The 15383-nt window shown below is 69.3% G+C and carries 18 protein-coding genes; 10 read left to right on the top strand and 8 right to left on the bottom strand.

Features of this window, described 5'->3' with window-relative positions; genetic code table 11:
- The first annotated feature begins 275 nt into the window (after window positions 1-275).
- Window positions 276-962, top strand: coding sequence for an envelope integrity protein Cei (gene cei, locus BLV57_RS23715; RefSeq protein ID WP_091292248.1), 687 nt, complete (start codon window positions 276-278; stop codon window positions 960-962).
- A gap of 65 nt (window positions 963-1027) precedes the next feature.
- Here cei and BLV57_RS23710 read toward each other — a convergent pair whose 3' ends face one another.
- Window positions 1028-1846: an inositol monophosphatase family protein gene (locus BLV57_RS23710; RefSeq protein ID WP_091292246.1), complete on the bottom strand. Its 819-nt coding sequence runs from the start codon at window positions 1844-1846 to the stop codon at window positions 1028-1030.
- A gap of 64 nt (window positions 1847-1910) precedes the next feature.
- Here BLV57_RS23710 and ppgK point away from each other — a divergent pair, with 64 nt between their 5' ends.
- Entirely contained in the window at window positions 1911-2672 is a 762-nt protein-coding gene (gene ppgK / locus BLV57_RS23705) for a polyphosphate--glucose phosphotransferase (RefSeq protein ID WP_091292244.1), read from the top strand.
- 178 nt (window positions 2673-2850) lie between these two features.
- Entirely contained in the window at window positions 2851-4242 is a 1392-nt protein-coding gene (locus BLV57_RS23700; RefSeq protein WP_091292242.1) for an RNA polymerase sigma factor, read from the top strand.
- Between the two features lie 99 nt (window positions 4243-4341).
- Here BLV57_RS23700 and BLV57_RS42940 read toward each other — a convergent pair whose 3' ends face one another.
- Window positions 4342-4848: a hypothetical protein gene (locus BLV57_RS42940; protein WP_143047134.1), complete on the bottom strand. Its 507-nt coding sequence runs from the start codon at window positions 4846-4848 to the stop codon at window positions 4342-4344.
- 74 nt (window positions 4849-4922) lie between these two features.
- On the bottom strand, window positions 4923-6125 hold the full coding sequence (locus BLV57_RS23690; RefSeq protein WP_091292239.1) for a hypothetical protein: 1203 nt from the start codon (window positions 6123-6125) through the stop codon (window positions 4923-4925).
- A 61-nt stretch (window positions 6126-6186) separates the two neighbouring features.
- Here BLV57_RS23690 and BLV57_RS23685 point away from each other — a divergent pair, with 61 nt between their 5' ends.
- Both BLV57_RS23685 and BLV57_RS23680 read left to right on the top strand, forming a co-directional pair.
- Entirely contained in the window at window positions 6187-6987 is an 801-nt protein-coding gene (locus BLV57_RS23685; protein ID WP_091292237.1) for a class I SAM-dependent methyltransferase, read from the top strand.
- The gene (locus BLV57_RS23680) at window positions 6984-8180 is read left to right on the top strand and encodes a hypothetical protein (RefSeq protein ID WP_091292235.1); all 1197 of its coding nucleotides are present in this window, start codon (window positions 6984-6986) and stop codon (window positions 8178-8180) included. Before BLV57_RS23685 ends, BLV57_RS23680 begins: the two co-directional genes overlap by 4 nt.
- On the opposite strand, the gene BLV57_RS23675 is transcribed toward BLV57_RS23680, so the two are convergent.
- Window positions 8177-8383 carry a hypothetical protein gene (locus tag BLV57_RS23675; protein WP_091292233.1) on the bottom strand — a complete coding sequence of 69 codons (207 nt, stop codon included), beginning with the start codon at window positions 8381-8383 and terminating at the stop codon, window positions 8177-8179. The genes BLV57_RS23680 and BLV57_RS23675 overlap by 4 nt on opposite strands.
- A complete protein-coding gene (locus BLV57_RS23670; RefSeq protein ID WP_245757484.1) occupies window positions 8380-8922 on the bottom strand; it encodes a hypothetical protein in 543 nt (180 codons plus the stop codon). The genes BLV57_RS23675 and BLV57_RS23670 overlap by 4 nt, the downstream gene beginning before the upstream one ends.
- A 146-nt stretch (window positions 8923-9068) precedes the next feature.
- On the opposite strand from BLV57_RS23670, the gene BLV57_RS23665 reads away from it, so the two are divergent.
- The gene (locus BLV57_RS23665; RefSeq protein ID WP_091292230.1) at window positions 9069-10244 is read left to right on the top strand and encodes a sensor histidine kinase; all 1176 of its coding nucleotides are present in this window, start codon (window positions 9069-9071) and stop codon (window positions 10242-10244) included.
- Entirely contained in the window at window positions 10241-10882 is a 642-nt protein-coding gene (locus tag BLV57_RS23660) for a response regulator (protein WP_091292229.1), read from the top strand. Before BLV57_RS23665 ends, BLV57_RS23660 begins: the two co-directional genes overlap by 4 nt.
- 100 nt (window positions 10883-10982) lie before the next feature.
- Here BLV57_RS23660 and BLV57_RS23655 read toward each other — a convergent pair whose 3' ends face one another.
- Entirely contained in the window at window positions 10983-11576 is a 594-nt protein-coding gene (locus tag BLV57_RS23655) for a hypothetical protein (RefSeq protein ID WP_091292227.1), read from the bottom strand.
- Between the two features lie 103 nt (window positions 11577-11679).
- On the opposite strand from BLV57_RS23655, the gene BLV57_RS23650 reads away from it, so the two are divergent.
- Together BLV57_RS23650 and BLV57_RS23645 are read left to right on the top strand one after the other, a co-directional pair.
- Window positions 11680-13113: an amino acid permease gene (locus tag BLV57_RS23650; RefSeq protein ID WP_176968777.1), complete on the top strand. Its 1434-nt coding sequence runs from the start codon at window positions 11680-11682 to the stop codon at window positions 13111-13113.
- Window positions 13114-13165: 52 nt separating this feature from the next.
- On the top strand, window positions 13166-13549 hold the full coding sequence (locus tag BLV57_RS23645) for a hypothetical protein (protein ID WP_091292226.1): 384 nt from the start codon (window positions 13166-13168) through the stop codon (window positions 13547-13549).
- Here the strand turns inward: BLV57_RS23645 and BLV57_RS23640 are convergent.
- Window positions 13546-14001, bottom strand: coding sequence for a DUF6885 family protein (locus BLV57_RS23640; protein WP_091292224.1), 456 nt, complete (start codon window positions 13999-14001; stop codon window positions 13546-13548). The two genes, BLV57_RS23645 and BLV57_RS23640, sit on opposite strands and share 4 nt — an antisense overlap.
- A gap of 14 nt (window positions 14002-14015) precedes the next feature.
- The gene (locus tag BLV57_RS23635; protein ID WP_091293151.1) at window positions 14016-14810 is read right to left on the bottom strand and encodes an EamA family transporter; all 795 of its coding nucleotides are present in this window, start codon (window positions 14808-14810) and stop codon (window positions 14016-14018) included.
- 339 nt (window positions 14811-15149) lie between these two features.
- Between BLV57_RS23635 and BLV57_RS43995 the strand changes: the two genes are divergently transcribed.
- Window positions 15150-15329: a DUF7455 domain-containing protein gene (locus tag BLV57_RS43995; RefSeq protein ID WP_091292222.1), complete on the top strand. Its 180-nt coding sequence runs from the start codon at window positions 15150-15152 to the stop codon at window positions 15327-15329.
- Window positions 15330-15383: the final 54 nt, after the last annotated feature.

Here is a 15383-nt window from a genome sequence, read left to right as displayed (position 1 = left end):
CCCCGGTATTGATCATCAAGTCCGTCACCCGGCCGGGTGACTTCGCAGGTCGACGCGGCTTCCCCCGTTCGGGTTGCCCAGAGGTTCGTAACCTCACTCGGACGCCTCGATCGCTTGCCCCGGGCCACCGCGGCGTGGTGCGATCCGGAGACACCAGGACGGGTGCGGATCCTCCCGCCGACCCACGCTGCCGGGTGACAGCCGGAACGCCTAGGCTGATCAGCAGCGACCATTGTCAGTGCGGGAGTGTCGGCGTTCGGGAAGGGACGGGGCAGGTGGCGTCGGGGAACGGCTTCGGGGACCGTGGGACTCGGCCATATCGCAAGCGGCGGCCGCTGCCCGCCCTCATCGTGATCGGCGTGCTCTTCGTGGGCGCGATGATCGTCTGGGTGAACGCGATGCTGAGCAAGGCCGACATCGACGAAGCGATCAAGTGCACGCCGGCGCCCATCGCGGCGGAAGGTGTCACCTACACACCGCTCGGGCACGCGGCGCTCGACGACCGCTCCCCCATCCCGCCGGACAAGATCAGCCTGCGCGTGCTCAACGCCAGCGGTGTCCGCGGCCAGGGCAAGATCACCGACACCACGCTGCGCGAGCTCGGCTTCACCGGTATCACCGAGACCACCAACGACCCGGCCTACCCGGAGAAGACCCCGGCCAAGTGCAAGGGCCAGATCCGCTTCGGCGAGAACGGCGTCACCGCCGCACGCACGGTCAGCCTGATCGCGCCGTGCGCGGAGCTGGTCAAGGACAACCGCGCGGATGCCTCGGTCGACCTGGCGATCGGCACCAAGTTCGGCGACATCCAGCCCAAGGCCGAGGCGAGCAAGATCATCGAGCAGCTCAAGACCTGGTCGGCCCAGCACCAGGGCGGCGGAGGCGGCGAGCAGTCCGCGGGCGCCCCCTCCCCCAACATCGACCAGACCCTCCTGGCCTCGGCCCGCGACGTCACCTGCTGAAAACGGGATAAAGCGGGCTTTATCCCGGGTGCTTTTCCCGGGATAAAGCCCGCTTTATCCCGTTTCTAGACCGAGCCGGCGCCCGCCTCGATCATGGCCTCGCGCAGGGCGGGGGCGATCGAAGGAGCCGCCGCGTAGGTGGCATCGGCGCCCAGCGCGACGTCCTCGCCGGGCAGGCTGACGAAAGCGCCCGCCTCCGACGCGACCAGTGCGCCCGCGGCCCAGTCCCAGCGGCCGAGGCCGTGTTCGATGTAGGCGTCGGTCCACCCGGCCGCGACCGAGCACAGCTCCAGCGAGGCGGCGCCGGGCCGCCGGATGTCCCGCACCCGCCCGAGCATCCCGGCCGCGAACCGCGCCTGCCGGACCCGCCGCTCCTGGCGGTACGCGAACCCGGTGCCCAGCAGCGTCAGGTCGAGCCGCGCGGGGCCGCTGACGGAGAGCCGCCGCCCGTCGAGGAACGAGCCGTGCCCGCGCGCCGCCGTCCACCGCCGCCCGCTGACCGGCTCGACCACCGCGCCCGCCACCGACACGCCGCCGACCTGCGCCGCGAGTGAGACCGCGAACCACGGCAGGCCGTACAGGAAGTTCACCGTGCCGTCGATCGGGTCGATCACCCAGGTGACGCCGTCGCCCGCCGCGCCGCCAGCTTCCTCGCCGAGCACGGCGTCGGACGGCCGCAGCTCGGCGAGCCGCGCGCGGACGAACCGCTCCGACTCGTGGTCGACCGCCGTCACCACGTCCGTGTCGGCCGATTTGGTCCCGACCTCGACGGATCGGCCCTCCTGGATCCCCTTCCAAGCTCTGAGAACCAGCTGCGCGGCGTCCCCGGCGACCAGTTCGGCGATATCTTTCAAAGCACGCTCGTCAACTCCCACGGCGGACATGTCACCACATCCGGTTAAAGTCTCCGAGGCAAGCTTCTGAATCGTGCGAGAAGGGACCACATCCGTGACCGCTACCCGGGGTTTCGGCATCGACATCGGCGGCAGCGGGATCAAGGGCGCCCTGGTCGACTTGGAGAAGGGCGCGCTGATCGGGGACCGGCTCCGCATCGACACGCCCAAGCCGTCGACCCCGGAGGCCGTCGCGGACGTCGTCGCCGACGTGGTCGGTCACTTCGGCTGGACCGGGCCGGTCGGGGTGACGCTGCCCGCCGTCGTCAAGAAGGGCATCGCGCTCACCGCCGCGAACATCGACAAGAAGTGGGTCGGCACCGACGCGGACGCGCTGTTCGCGAAGCGGCTGGGCCGCGGTGTCGACGAGATCGCGATGATCAACGACGCCGACGCGGCGGGCATCGCGGAGATCCGGTTCGGCGACGAGATCGCCCGTCACGGCGTGGTCGCGCTGCTGACCTTCGGCACCGGCATCGGCAGCGCGGTCTTCCACGACGGCAAGCTCGTGCCGAACACCGAGTTCGGCCACCTCGAGGTCGACGGTCACGATGCGGAGAAGAAAGCGGCCGCCTCGGTCAAGGACAACGAGGGCCTCTCGTACCCGCAGTGGGCCAAGCGCGTCGAGCGCTACCTCGGCGTGCTGGAGAACCTGATCTGGCCGGACCTGTTCATCGTGGGCGGCGGCGTCAGCAAGAAGGCCGAGAAGTGGGTGCCGCTGCTGGACATCCGCACCAAGGTCATCGCGGCCTCGCTGCAGAACAACGCGGGCATCGTGGGCGCGGCGGCGGCCGCCGCGGAGGGCATCGAACACTGATCCGCGGCGCGCCTGAGGTGATCGCTTCGCGACGCATCGGCGCATCGTCGTTACAATGGAACACGGCCCACGGCTGCGGCGGAGAAAACCGCAGGCCCAGGGCGTGTTCCCCGAATTTGAGGCAGCTGAGGCCGTCAGGCTTTTGCTCGTCATGATCGACCGCTGCGAAAGGGCGTAAGTGGCAGCCGCAAGAACCGCAACCCGAAGCGGTACGAAGACAACGAGCGCCGCCGGCGAATCCGCTGAGGAGGCCACCGAGACGGCCAAGCCAGCGGCACGCAAACCCGCCGCGGGCGCGAAGAAGGCACCTGCCAAGAAGGCTCCGGCCAAGAAGACCGCCAAGGATGACGCCAAGGGCGATCCCGACGGTCCCGGTGAGCTCGACGAAGCCGACCTGGAAACCCCGGATCTTTCAGATCTGGAGGAAGTCGAGGTCGACGTCATCGATGAATCGGTGAACGACGAGCCGGAAGAGGCCGACGAAGCCGACGACGAGGAGGAGGCCGAGGAGCCTGCCGCCCGCGGCAAGCGCACGGCCGCCACCAGCTCGGCGCAGAAGGACGTCAAGGCGGGTGACAACCCCGACTTCGTCTGGGACGAGGAGGAGTCGGAGGCACTGCGCCAGGCGCGCAAGGACGCCGAGCTCACCGCCTCCGCCGACTCGGTCCGCGCGTACCTGAAGCAGATCGGCAAGGTCGCGCTGCTCAACGCCGAGGAGGAGGTGGAGCTCGCCAAGCGCATCGAGGCCGGGCTCTACGCCGCCGAGCGCGTGCGCAACGCCGAGGAGGAGGGCGAGAAGCTCGCCACCCAGATGCGCCGCGATCTCAAGTGGATCGTGCGTGACGGTGAGCGTGCCAAGAACCACCTGCTCGAGGCGAACCTCCGGCTCGTGGTCTCGCTGGCCAAGCGCTACACCGGCCGCGGCATGGCGTTCCTGGACCTGATCCAGGAGGGCAACCTCGGCCTGATCCGCGCGGTGGAGAAGTTCGACTACACCAAGGGCTACAAGTTCTCCACGTACGCCACCTGGTGGATCCGTCAGGCGATCACCCGCGCGATGGCCGACCAGGCCCGCACCATCCGTATCCCGGTGCACATGGTCGAGGTCATCAACAAGCTCGGCCGCATCCAGCGTGAGCTCCTGCAGGACCTCGGCCGCGAGCCGACTCCCGAAGAGCTGGCGAAGGAAATGGACATCTCCCCGGAGAAGGTCCTGGAGATCCAGCAGTACGCCCGTGAGCCGATCTCGCTCGACCAGACCATCGGCGACGAAGGCGACTCGCAGCTCGGTGACTTCATCGAAGACTCCGAGGCGGTCGTCGCGGTCGACGCGGTGTCGTTCACGCTGCTGCAGGACCAGCTCCAGTCGGTGCTGCAGACGCTGTCCGAGCGTGAGGCGGGCGTGGTCCGGCTGCGCTTCGGCCTCACCGACGGCCAGCCGCGCACGCTCGACGAGATCGGCCAGGTGTACGGGGTCACCCGTGAGCGCATCCGGCAGATCGAGTCGAAGACGATGTCCAAGCTGCGCCACCCGTCGCGCTCGCAGGTACTGCGCGACTATCTCGACTAAAGGTTCCACCGGCGAAAGCCCCGCTCGGCCCCTGGCCAGGCGGGGCTTCGCTCTTTGGGGGTCGTGAGTGTTCCGGCCGGTTCTAACCGGCGATACCACTCACGACTCCTCGCCCAGCAGCTTGTCCAGGAGCCCGGCGTTGTCGAGGATCAGCATCACGTTCTCGACCACGTCGTCCACGACGCGGGTCTCGGTCAGGATCTTCTCGACCATCGCGAGACTCTGCGGGGTGTCGACCGCGTTCGGGCACTCGTCGCCGTCGTAGACCCGGCCGTCGAACGCCGCCAGGCGCCGGTCGATCGCGATGATCAGCCGGTAGTACCGCGAGGTTTCCGGGCCGAGTTCGGCGCAGCCCTCACAGTCGCAGTAGCGCGCGAGCAGACCGGCCACCCGCAGGCAGAGCGGCTCGCAGCCGTCGAGCAAGCGCTTACTTCCGGCGAAGGCTTGGCATTTGCGGAGCCAGTAAGCCGCACGTGGCCCGCCCGCGAGTGAACAGGCCGGGCAGGCACACGTACGTTCCAAAGGATCGATGACAGCGATCCGGCGAAGCGTGGTGCGCCGGTTGCGCGGACCGCGGTTCCTGGGGTGGGCGATGCTCTTGCGCAACGGTCCGCTCCTCGCTTCCGGTGTTTCTTCTTTGAAATCCCGGTTTTTGCAAGTCGCAGCTGAGAGCCGGCTTGTTACGGCCTGCCGGTCAGCGTCGTCCAGGGCACGTGCACGGTGACCCGTTCGCGGAGTTGTTCGTTGATGAGCCACAGTTCGCCGGTCGCGGGCCAGTACGACAGGTTCTGGCTGTTCACCGGCGCCTGGCCGGTCAGCCGCGACGTCGACGCGCCGCCCACTCCCCCGTGCAGGCAAGACGGATGATCATGCGTCGGGTCGGCCGCGTACTCGGGGCAGACGCCGGTGAACACGAAGTATCCGTTGCGCGCGACGGCGCCCTGCACTCCCCAGACCGGGGACAGGAAGCCTTCCGAAGCGTGGGCCAGGCCGTCGGTGCCGGTCTTCAGGCGGGCCGCGGCGCGGTCGAACGGCCAGCGGAGGACGCGGCCGCCTTCCTTGGCCGCGTGTTCGGCGGTGATGAAGGAACTCGAGGACGCGTCGAAGGACAGCGTCGAGATGCACGGGCGGTCGCCGACGGCCGTGGTGCAGCCGCCGCCGGGATACCAGAACGCGCCGATCTGCGGCAGCGCGTAGTCGTAGAACGCGGCGTGGTACTTGCCGTCGGAGCCGAGGCCGACGGTGCCCAGGCTGTCGTCGACCTTCCAGAAGTGGCTGGTGTCGAACACCCGGATCACGCCGCCGGCGGTGGCCACGTAAAGCCGGTTGTCCACCCAGGTCATGCCGTGCCCATGCCCGGTGACGACGGCGAAGTCCGTGTTCGAGGTCGGCTCGACGAGCAGGACGTGGCGGTAGGTCAACGCCGTCGCGTCGGCGAACGACAGCCGGACCATGGTGTCGCCCGGGGTGTGCCAGGACGCGGCGACGACGCGCTTGCCGTCGACCTTGCCGGTCGGCGAGGCGTCGCCGGAGCCGGTGAGCCCCTGCGGGATCCAGTCGTTGGTCTTGTCGTCGTTGGCGTCTTCCCAGCAGAATCCGGCGGGCTTCAGCGCGGAGGCCAGGTACGTGCCGTGGCACAGCGGCCTGGCCTTGCGGTTGGCCGTCTGCAGGATCTCGGACAGGCCGCGCGGTTTCAGCTGGGCGTTGCGCTCGAGCTGCGCGAGGCGGGCGCCGTAGTTCTCGAAGGTCTGCCCGGCGGTCATCTTGAACCCGTCGACGGTGGCCGCGTCGATCCGGGGGAAGCTCGCGGCGGCCGCCGCGGTCCCGGTCGTGAAGAGGCAGGCGACGAGTGCGCACGCCAGCCCGAGTACCCGAAGTCTCATGCGCGCAGTGTCGGTTCCACGCGCACAAGAACCGTACATTTCTCCGGTATATTCGCGGGTTGTGATCACCGAGACCTACCGCTACCCGGACACCGGCGACCGCGTCACGGCCTCGTTCATCGCGCAGCACGAGCCGTACGAAGGTTATTGGAGCGCGAGCGAGGACGCCGCGCTCGCCAGGCTCGCTGAAAAGCTCGAGGCGCTGGGCGGCCGCGACCAGGTCCACGCGCTCGACGCCGGCTGCGGCGAGGGCAGGCTGCTGCCGTGGATCGCGCGCTTCGCCGCCCGGATCACGGCGGTGGACCCGGATCCCGAACGGCTCGGCACCGCGAAGACCGCGAAGCTGCCGGAAGGCACCGAGGTCACGTTTCAAGTCTCGCCGGTCACCGGCGTCCGGGGCGGGCCGTTCGGCCTGATCGTGTGCAGCCACGTCATCCAGCACGTGCCGACGGCTGATCTGCAGCCGCTGCTTGACGGCCTGCGCGCGGTCGCCGCGCCGGGCGCGTCGCTCGTGCTGTCGTTCAGCCGCGCGCCGTTCGGGCGAGGCGGCTACAGCATCGACCGGATCGCGCCCGAAGGCGTGCGCTCGGAGCACGTCGGCCAGACCCGGTTCGACGAGGCGCTGGCCAGCGGTGAGGCGCTGCCGGTGCGGCTCGTCGATCCCGAGCAGCTCACCGCGATGGCGGCGGAGGCGGGCTGGGAGCCGGTGTGGGACTGGACGTATCACGTGCTCGACGACCTCGGCGTGGTCGACGAGCACACCGACCGCGACGAGCTCGTCAACGCCGCGCCCGCGTTGCGGCGGCAGCTCGGGCGGGACATGGTAACGCTCTGGCGGGCAGCTCCGACTAGCACCGAGTGAGCACGCTGCTGCTTTCCTTCGCCTGGGCCGTGCCGCTCTCGCGGGAACAGTCCATTTCGGTCTTCGACCGTGGCATCGAGTCCGGTTTGCTGTCCACAATGGACGGCAAGTTCGGCGAAGACTGGGCCAGCGCGGAGGATTTCCTGGCTCACTACACCGAAAAGCCGAGGCGTTGCGTCCTTTCCGGCGATCCGCTCTCGCTCGAATTCGGCGAGTCGACGCTGCCGTGCCGGGTGATCGTCACCTGGCATCCGGCGTACCACTCGATGACGTTCATCGTCACCACCCCGATCACCGGCGGGCCCGATCTGGCGATCGCGGTGCTGCAGAGCCTGCAGGGCCGCGTCTCCTCCGGCGCGCTGCGCGGGCGCTACCGCGACGAGACGCACTCCTCGGCCAAGGAGTCGGTCACCGCCGCGTTCGCCGAGCTCACCGCGGGCAGCGAGACCGAAGAACTCCACCGCAAGGGGTGGTGTGTCGAGGTGCGCGGCTACGACGGTCATCCCCCAGGAAGAACCGTTGAAGCCGACCCCCGGCCGTTCTACGGCCTCGCCACCAGCGACGAGGGCTGGCGGTTCGTGCCGCGGGATGTCGCCCGCGAGGCACTGGGCCAGCAGTGGGGCACGCGGACGTTCGTCGCCGCGTACGCGATGGCCAACAGCATCGTCTGCCTGAACAGCAAAGGCAGCGAGTACACCGACCACCAGCGCGAACTCGCGCTCACCCTGTTCGGCGAGACCGAGCCCTACTTCGAGATCGACAGCCCGGTCGGCGGGCTCGACCACGGCATGCTGTTCATCCTCGAACGCGTGCTGATCCGGATGGCGCTGGCCGACCAGTGGCTGCACCGCGCGCAGGAGGAGCTCGCACGGTCCCTGTCGAATCCGGACGGCAAGAAGGCCGCGAACCGCAAGCGCCGCCTGCTGCGCGGCTCGCTCGACGATCTGCTCGAAATGCTGAACTCCGTGCTGCCGCCCGAAATCGACTCACTCGAACGCAGGCTGGTCACCACCATGGGCGTCGAGCGGATCATCCAGCAGCTCGACCGGCAGGCCGAGGCGATGGACGACGAGACCAGGTACTCCTACGAAAGCGTGGTCAGCGCCCGCGTCACCCGGCTGACCGTGGTGACCGTCATCCTCACGGTCGTCACGATCATCCTCGGCGTGCTGCAGGTGCTGGTCTCGCTTTAGGCCTTGTTCTTGCGTTTGCGGGCCATGTCGGTGAGCACGAGTGCCGCCCCGAGCACCGCCATCGCGATGCTCGCCGCGATGTGGAACGACGGCGGCAGCACGTGGAGCTGCACGAACCAGCTGTACGACTTGCTCTCGCCGACGCGGTTGATGAACCCGCCGACCCCCTGCACCACCAGCACGATCCCGATGAGTTCGATCATGATCCGACCTTTTCTTCCTTCGGTGAAAGCAGTTGCCACAACGGGCCGAACACGAACCAGAACGCGGTGACGACTCCCATCCGCGGCAACCAGCCCTGCAACGGCTTGGTCTGCTCCGGCGAGCCGACGACGAAGATCAGCAGCACCAGCACCCCGGCCGCGATCCCGCAGGCCAGCACGCATTTGCCCCACTCACGCCACTCGTACCGCTCCTTCTCCGCCTGGGTGCGCCGCGGCTTGACCGGTTTCGGCCCGCCGGCGAAGCGATACGCGAACCGGACGTCGGCCCAGCGGATCATGGCCGGGCCGAAGACCACGCTGAACCCGAGATAGACGGCCGCGAGACCGTGCAGCATCCCGCCCTTGCCGCCGTGCGACAGATCGAGCACGGTCGCGACGAGCACGACCACGTCGATCACCGGGGTCATGGCCAGCAGCACCAGGCTGGTTCGCCGCAGCTTCAGCAGATAGCGGGCGAGCAGCCCCGCCGCGATGAACACCCAGAACCCGATCTCCCCTGCCGCGATCACCGCGGCCATCGGGTTCCCCCTCAGAAACTCCCAGAAGTTCTCCACAGGTAAGACTCTGCGGCCTGTGGGCCGGCCGCCGCGTCGGCGGACCGCAGGAGACGGGCGTCATCAGTTAGGAGGACGCCGATCTTGGTCCGGTGTGCTGGGATGGGGGCGTGCGTGTGAGCCTCCCCCGCTTGTCCCGGCTGCCGGTGTGGCAGCAGGACCTGGTGATCGCGGTCGGGACCTGGCTCTTCGGGCTGTTCTTCTACCTGACCGGCCTGTACCTGATCGCGGGCGGGCCCGACCCGGTGCCGCTGTGGAAGCGGCTGATCGAGCTGACCGCGATCGCCGGGCTGGAGGTCATCCGCCGCAAGGTCCCGCTGGCGCTGATCCTCGGCACGGCCGTGCTCGCGGTGGACATCTCGCTGGGACTGTCGCTGCCGATCATCGTGGTGTACACCGATTTCCTGTACGCGGCGACACTGTACGGGTCGAAGCGGGTGAGCCGCGCGATGATCAGCGTGGCCGCGGTGAGCACGGTCGCGGTCATCACCGCCGCGCTGGTGCTGGCCTCGGACTGGCGCGCGGGCGTCATCGCCGCGGTCGCCGCGCTGCCGTTCCTGATCACGCCGGTGTGGTGGGCGACGAACGTCCGCCAGCACCGCGACATCGCCCAGGCCGAGCGGGCGAACTCCCACCAGCTCGCCAGGATCGCCGAACTCGACCTGGCCGCGGCCGTCGCGGAGGAACGCGCCAGGATGGCCCGCGACCTGCACGACGTCATCGCCGGGCACCTGTCGGCGATCGCCATCCAGTCGGAGGCCGCACTGTCCATGAAGGACCCGACGCTGGCGCAGACGGTGCTGCGCTCGGTGCGGGAGAACAGCGTGCACGCGCTGGAGGAGATGCGGACGATGGTCGTGCTCCTGAAGTCGGCCGACGGCAGCGTCGACGAGACCACGGCGCCCGCGCGCCTCGCGCAGCTGTCCAAACTGATCGATTCGGCACGGGCGAGCGGCATCAGCGTCGACGTCCGGTCCGAAGTGGACTCGGCGGCGCTGCCCGCGGCCGTCGACCTGACCGCGTACCGCATCGCGCAGGAAGCGTTGACCAACGCGGCGAAACACGCGCCGGGCACGCGCGCGGTGGTGGAGATCCGGCACGCCGCCGGAAGACTGATCCTCGAGATCGGCAACGAACTGGCCACACGCCCGAAGCAACCGGGCGGGACGGGAACGGGATTGGTGAACATGCGCGAACGCGCGGCGGCCGTCGGCGGCTCGCTGACGGCGGGCCCCTCGGACGGCGGCTGGCTGGTCCGCGCCGAGCTTCCGGTGCCTGGCGCATGACGATCAAGGTCCTCGTCGCCGACGACCACGGCGCCATCAGGGCCGGCCTGGTGCTGATCCTGTCCAACGCCGACGGCATCGAGGTGGTCGGCGAGGCAGCCGACGGCGCCGCCGCCATCCGCCAGGCCCGCGCCTTGAAGCCGGACGTGGTCCTGATGGACGTCCGCATGCCCGGCGTCGACGGCATCGCCGCCACCCGTGAGCTCACCGCCGAAGGCCTCTGCCAGGTCCTCGTGCTGACCACCTTCGACCTCGACGAGTACGTCCACGGGGCACTGCGCGCCGGCGCGGCGGGCTTCCTCCTCAAGTCGGTCGAAGCCGCCCGCCTGGTCGAAGCCGTCCGCCTGGTCGCGGCGGGCGAAGGCGTCCTCGCACCCCAGGTGACCCGCAAGCTGATCTCGGCCTTCGCGAACTCGGCCCCCGCGCCGGTGGCCGCGCCCGCAGGCCTCTCGGACCTCACCGACCGCGAGCGCGAAGTCCTGAGCTGCCTAGGCGAAGGCCTCTCCAACGCCGAGATCGGCACCCGCCTCTACATCGGCGAAACCACGGTCAAAACCCACGTCTCCCGCGTCCTGACCAAGCTGAACCTGCGCTCCCGCGTCCAAGCGGCCATCCTCGCCCAAGAGGCCGGAATCTAGCGAAAAAATCCCAATGTGGCATTGGTCGGTTTTGAGCTGACGAATGCCACATTGGCTGCCCCGAACCTGACGAATGCCACATTGGGATTTTTTGGCTGGGCTACTTCCAGGTGACGGGCTTGGCCTGGTAGTCGATGTCGGGGGTCGCGGTGCCGGGGTGCCCGTGGTAATCGGCGCCGACGATGGCGTCGCCCCCGGTACGGGAGGCGGCCACGATGCACGAGGTGTAGGTCTTGCCGACCCTCGCGAAGTCGGACGGCGGCTGGGCCCTGTCGCACTTGGCGAAGTCACCGAAGATCGTGACCGGCGCAGCGCGCTTGCCGTTCGGGAGCAGGCCGCCGATCTCGCCGACGAGCGTGTAGAGGTCCGCGTTGCTCTCGTTGGTGATCAGCAGCTTGATGTAGTACGGCGTCAGGCCCTCGAGCTTGCTGCCGTACCGCGCGAAGTCGGCCGGGTCGCCCTTGTCGATACCGGTGACGGTGATCCCGAGCGGGCCGACGTTGCCATTCGCGCTGAACGGGACGATCGCCTTGGCGCCGATCGCCAGCCCGGCGCCCGCCTGCGTGTACTCGACCGGCGGCGCGGGCGGAAGCTCCGAGGACGAAGGGGCCGCCGCCTGCGGGGTCGGCTTCGAGGAACAAGCGGTCAGCAGCAGCGCGGCGACAACGATCGGGACAGCGGCACGGATACGCACAGGAACTTTCTCCTCACCGGGGGATTCGTGCCTCCGACGGACACCGGCCGCGTCCGGTTCCCTCCATACTGCGATCCGCCTGGAGATCTTCTAACGTCTGCGCATGGGCGTACGGCGCATTCTCGATGTGGACAAGGTCCTGGAACGCCAGGACTCCGGTGAGCTCAAGCGGCGGCTGCGCGGCAGGGACCTGATCGGGTTCGGGGTCGGGATCATCATCGGTACAGGCATCTTCACGCTCGCGGGCGTCGAGGCGAAGACCCACGCCGGGCCCGCCGTGACGCTCTCGTTCGTCATCGGCGCGGTCGTCGCCGGGCTCGCCGCGCTGTGTTACGCCGAGCTGGCGTCGAGCGTGCCTACCGCGGGCAGCGCGTACACGTACGCCTTCGCGACGCTGGGCGAGGTGTTCGCCTGGATCATCGGGTGGGACCTGCTGCTGGAGTTCGCGCTCGGCGCCGCGGTCGTCTCACGCGGCTGGTCCGGCTACCTGGCGAACCTGCTCGGGCTGTCGCCGAGCCTGTTCGGGGAAGAGGCGCCGGTCAACATCGGCGCCGTGCTGATCATCGCGGTGCTGACCGTGGTCGCCGTGGTCGGCATCAAGGAGTCCGCGTTCCTGACCAACATCCTCGTGCTCGTGAAGGTCGCCGTCTGCGTGCTGATCCTCGCGGTCGGCGCGTTCTACGTGAAGAGCACGAACCTGACGCCGTTCATCCCGCCGTCACAGCCGTCCGGCAGCGAGGCGGCGACGCTGCACCAGCCGATCATCCAGGCCGCGCTCGGCCTCGAGCAGTCCGTGTACGGCATCGGCGGCGTGCTCACCGCGGCCGCCGTGGTGTTCTTCGCCTACACCGGGTTCGAGGCGCTGGCGAACCTCGGCGAGGAGACGGTCAACCCGAAGAAGGACCTCAAGGTCGGCATCCTCGGCGCGTTGTTCGTGTGCGCCGTGCTGTACCTCGGCGTCTCGCTCGTGCTGACCGGCATGGTCGAGTACACGACGATCGACGTCAGCGCCCCGCTCGCGTCGGCGTTCGACGCGGTCGGCGAGCACTGGGTGAGCGCGCTCATCTCGCTCGGCGCGGTCACCGGGCTGACCTCGGTGATGATGGTCGAGCTGGTCACCATCGGCCGGATCGGCTTCGCCATGGGCCGCGACGGCCTGCTGCCGAAGGCGCTCGGCACCACGCATCCGAAGTGGGGCACGCCGCACCGGATGACGATCGGCGGCGCGGTGCTCATCGCGATCCTCGCCGCGCTGGTGCCGATCTCGGAGCTGTCGGACATGGTCAGCATCGGCGCGCTGTCGGCGATGATCATCGTCGCGCTCGCGGTGCCGGTGCTGCGCCGCAAGCGCCCCGACCTCAACCGCTCGTTCACCGTCCCGTTCTCGCCGGTGCTGCCGGTCGTCGCCGCGCTCGCCTGCCTGTACCTGATGCTCAACCTGGACGTCCTGACCTGGATCCGGTTCGCCGTCTGGCTCGCCGTTGGCCTGGCCATCTACTTCGCTTACGGGCGCAAGCACTCCAAGTTCGCTGAGTAGTTCACCCTGTCGAATGGATGCGCACCGGCCGCGCATCCGTCACCCTGAAGTCATGACGACGCTCACCGCCCTGCCACAGATCAGTTCCGAGCTGCTGCACGACGCGGTGGCCGGCCGTCCGACGGCCGTGCTGCTGGAGACGCCGGAGGAGTACGTCTTCCTCATGCACTGGCGGCCGGTCCAGGAAGCCGTCGCCGAGTACGCGGCGCGCAGCCACTCGATCGATTTCACCCTGCTCGACCTGGTCGACGACAGCACCGACGCCATCCCGGCGCAGCGCGTGCTCAGCCCGATGGGCCGCCACGGCCTCCACTTCGACCGGCCGGCGCGCTGCCGCCGCGGCATGCCGGGCGTGCCGGACATCGCGCTGCGCCCGCACGCGGTGCCCTGGCTGCTCAGCGACGACGGGATGACCGCGATCGCGTTCCCCCGCTAGACGCGCCACGCTTCGGCGCGCAACCCGGCCGCGAGCACGATCGCGCGGGCGGCCGCGGCGTCTTCGACGACCAGCCACAGCCCACGCCCGCGCAGCGCGGCGGCGACCCAGTCGACCGGCTGCGCCTGCTCGCCGAGGTCGGGCAGCTCGGGGTCCACAAGGGACACCAGCATGCCCTCGATTCCCTTGAGGTTGCCCGAAATCCCGACGAACCGTCCGTCACGCCACCGCGACGTCCACAGTGGAGGGACGCCGGTGTCGAGGTAGTCGGTCAGCGCGCGCACCGGCGTGTCGCTCGCGCCGAGCTCGGCCGTGTCGAGGTCCGCGACGATCGTGACCGCCACCGCGTGCAGGCGCTCCAGCAGCGCGGCGAGCGTTTCGGGCTCCCACTCCCCCGTGACGGGCAATGCCGCGCCAGGCCAGGCGGGCATGCGGAAACGGCGGAAGTCCACCCGCACAGTATCGATCACGGCGGTTCGGTGGAGACAGCGTCGTCACGGGTACGCGCGGCGACCCCGGCGACCACCGCCAGCGTCCCGAGCGCCTCCGGCAGGCTCGGCACCTGCCGGAGCATCACCAGCCCGATCACCGTGGCGGTCAGCGGCAGCATCGCGAGCAGCAGCGCGAACGCCGACTGGCCCACCCGGCGCAGCACCACCTGGTCGAGCCCGTACGGCACGACGGTCCCCAGCACGCCGACGCCGATGCCGAGCAACAGCAGCTTCGGAGAGCCCCAGACGGCCTTGGTGCCCAGCGCGAGTGGCGAGAGCAACACCGTCGCGACCACGAACCCGACCGCGAGGCTGTCGAGGCCGTTCCCGCCGAGCGCGACCCGCTTGCCGAGCACGATGTAGGCGGCCCAGGCGACGGCCGCGCCCAGCGCGAACGCGACGCCCGCCGCGCTGCCGTCGAGTTTCACGTCGGCGATGGCCACCACACCGGCCACGACCAGCGCCAACGCGATGAAGTCGCGGAACGTGCGCGATCCGAACGCGGCGACGAGCACCGGGCCCGCGAACTCCAGCGCGACCGCGGTGCCCAGCGGCAGCCGGGCGACCGCCTCGTAGAACACCACGTTCATCCCGGCCGTGACCAGGCCGAACACCGCCGCGAGCAGCAGCTGACGGCCGCGCCACGCCTGCCTGCCCGGCCGCCGCCAGGCGAGCAGCACGATCGCGGCGCCGAGGCAGCGCAGCCAGGCCACCCCCGCGGGGGATGCGACGGGGAAAAGCCCGACCGCGAGCGCCGCGCCGACGTACATCGAAATTCCGCTGAGAACGAACAAGACCGGGGCGGGCAGGCTCCCGAGCCTGGCCTTCGACGTCAACACTCCCACCCCCGCATAGTGCCTTACCAGGGAAAACGTCCTCGCCCCGCACCCTCTGTCACGATCAGGATGGTTGATCTACGACATACGGGGTAATTCCACGTGACCTGACTCGCACGGGCGTGGGAACACTTGCGGCTCCCCGAACGTCTGCAAGAGTGGAGGCACGAACACCAAGGAGCCCGGAGCGACCCCGCCGAGGGAATCAGTGCCGAAGTGGTCGTGGCTGGATCGATGGCATCGGGCAACCGGTGCCGGGACGGAGGGACTCTCATGACTTCACCGACGCTCACCCGCCCCGAACTGACCGCTGTCGACCGTTGCGACCGTTGCGGAGCAGCTGCTCAGGTACGAGCCGTTCTCAGCAGCGGTGGCGAGCTGCTCTTCTGCGGACACCACGCCCGCGCCCACGAAGCCAAGCTCAAGGAATTGTCAGCTCAAATCCAGCGTTAAGGAGCCCCTCGGGGCCCTGGCGGCGAGTGCTCGTGGTGAGCACTCGCCGTTTTT

It is taken from the genome of Amycolatopsis xylanica, assembly GCF_900107045.1.
Classification (GTDB): Bacteria; Actinomycetota; Actinomycetes; order Mycobacteriales; family Pseudonocardiaceae; genus Amycolatopsis; species Amycolatopsis xylanica.
Note: the sequence above shows the minus strand (reverse complement) of the source record. Positions and strands in the feature narration are given on the sequence as shown.

What these genes read in the sequence shown, in the direction of transcription:
- BLV57_RS23710 (WP_091292246.1), bottom strand. Translation starts at nt 1,846, where the DNA reads ATGTCCGCCGTGGGAGTTGACGAGCGTGCTTTGAAAGATATCGCCGAA.
- BLV57_RS23690 (WP_091292239.1), bottom strand. Translation starts at nt 6,125, where the DNA reads ATGAGACTTCGGGTACTCGGGCTGGCGTGCGCACTCGTCGCCTGCCTC.
- BLV57_RS23675 (WP_091292233.1), bottom strand. Translation starts at nt 8,383, where the DNA reads ATGATCGAACTCATCGGGATCGTGCTGGTGGTGCAGGGGGTCGGCGGG.
- BLV57_RS23670 (WP_245757484.1), bottom strand. Translation starts at nt 8,922, where the DNA reads ATGGCCGCGGTGATCGCGGCAGGGGAGATCGGGTTCTGGGTGTTCATC.
- BLV57_RS23660 (WP_091292229.1), top strand. Translation starts at nt 10,241, where the DNA reads ATGACGATCAAGGTCCTCGTCGCCGACGACCACGGCGCCATCAGGGCC.
- BLV57_RS23650 (WP_176968777.1), top strand. Translation starts at nt 11,680, where the DNA reads ATGGGCGTACGGCGCATTCTCGATGTGGACAAGGTCCTGGAACGCCAG.
- BLV57_RS23645 (WP_091292226.1), top strand. Translation starts at nt 13,166, where the DNA reads ATGACGACGCTCACCGCCCTGCCACAGATCAGTTCCGAGCTGCTGCAC.
- BLV57_RS23635 (WP_091293151.1), bottom strand. Translation starts at nt 14,810, where the DNA reads ATGTACGTCGGCGCGGCGCTCGCGGTCGGGCTTTTCCCCGTCGCATCC.
- BLV57_RS43995 (WP_091292222.1), top strand. Translation starts at nt 15,150, where the DNA reads ATGACTTCACCGACGCTCACCCGCCCCGAACTGACCGCTGTCGACCGT.